Source organism: Flavobacteriales bacterium (assembly GCA_013214975.1).
Taxonomy (GTDB): domain Bacteria; phylum Bacteroidota; class Bacteroidia; order DT-38; family DT-38; genus DT-38.
Genome location: JABSPR010000241.1, coordinates 1 through 1,648, shown reverse-complemented (window position 1 = coordinate 1,648; position 1,648 = coordinate 1). Strand labels below are relative to the sequence as shown.

1 protein-coding gene is annotated in these 1,648 nt (G+C 34.6%); it reads right to left on the bottom strand.

Going from position 1 to position 1,648, the window contains the following annotated elements:
• On the bottom strand, nt 1-764 hold a 764-nt coding region (locus tag HRT72_07975), incomplete at its 3' end, for a DUF2797 domain-containing protein (GenBank protein ID NQY67645.1).
• Nucleotides 765-1,648 lie beyond the last annotated feature (884 nt).

Here is a 1,648-nt window from a genome sequence, read left to right as displayed (position 1 = left end):
TTACTTCTTACGTTGAAAACTGTATCATCCTCAAAAATCAAATACTGACCTTTAATTCCACAGAGCTTTCCTGAATAGGTCGGGGTTTTGGCAAGGTTTAAGCTTTTTACTTTCTCCGGATATTTCAATACAGGGAAATCAAGGAGAGTGGGTGACGTATCATCTGAAGCCACGTACTGCTTTACTTCATTCGGAATAAGGTGAACTAATCGTTTTTTTGCATCCAATAGACTTTTAGGTTCTATGTCGTTTTTTAACATTTTACGCCAATTCGTTTTATCGGCAACATGCCCTTTTAGTGCGACTTCCGCAATACCCGCTAAATATCGATTAGGAGTTTCAATGATCTCTAATGCTTCGTTTGCACCTTGATCAATCCATCGGGTAGGAACTTGCCCTTTTCGTGTTACACCTACCTTTATTTCACTACTGAGTGCTAGATATACTATATGGGGCTTTAGTTGAACTTGTTCTTCATAGGCAAGATCCCTTTCTTCTATTCCCAAATGAGCTTTTGAAAGTTCTGGTCTCATTATCCAATCTGCCATTTGAGGAAGGGCATAGAAACAGTCGTAACAATGTCCTTGTCTAAAGGTTTTCTTATCACTACCACAGTTTAAGCATCGATATCCGCAGAAGTTTATTTCAATAGTTTCTCCTAATAGCGAGTTTACATACACTTCATCTTTTTCTGATTTTAAAAAATATTGAATTGGAGACCCAATCTCCGTTCTCATTTTAGTTAACACATCTTTGAAAATCATAACTGTATGTAATTAAGATTTGAAGTTAATATTTAATAATCAGTCTGTTTCGTTAGAATAGACTATTTGTTGAATACAAGTAGAAGTTGGTACGCTTATCTACCTAAGATTAATACTTCTTAAGTACATGCATTTTTGTAAATCTAAATTAGGACTTAATTTATCTAACCTTTACATAAGAAGGGCGTAACGCCAACTTCAAAATAGAATTAAACGAATGATTGGTTGTTATTGCAGCGCATTTTTATTTGTTCCGAGTGTTCCTATGTATGTTGTTCATGCTATGCGGAGTTTTTTTATTCAAAACGGTTTTAAAATTAATAAATAGGTATATGATATTTAACAAAAATGTACTATCAATTCTTAGCATTGCCATAATAGTTATGCTCTGCTCGAGTGTGTATGCCTAACAGGGTTGTATGGATCCTCAGGCGATGAACTTCGATCCAATTGCGACCATTTAGGATAGCAGTTGTGTATATGATTCAATAACAGTATTTGGTTGCACAGATGCTATGGCAGTTAATTTTGATCCGATGGGCTTCATCAAATTGATGTTAGTAATCTAAGCTCTGATATATACACTTTGCAACTTCAAGATAGAAATGGATGGAGGTATACCCGAAACTTTGTTAAAGTAGATTAATAGATAATTATTAACTTAAGGGTAGGCATGTTGTCTACCTTTTTTTTGAATTCGTTTGAAGTCATTCTTTACTTTATTGGTCTCAAAAAGAGTTAAAACTATGCACTTTCAGTGCATCTCGCTTTAGCTTCTAAAGATGTTCATCTTTGTTATGTGCAAAATCAACGAACATCTGGTCATACTGTTTCACGTTTAACTGTTCATATTGTTTGGGCAAGGAAATATAGATATTCGGTTT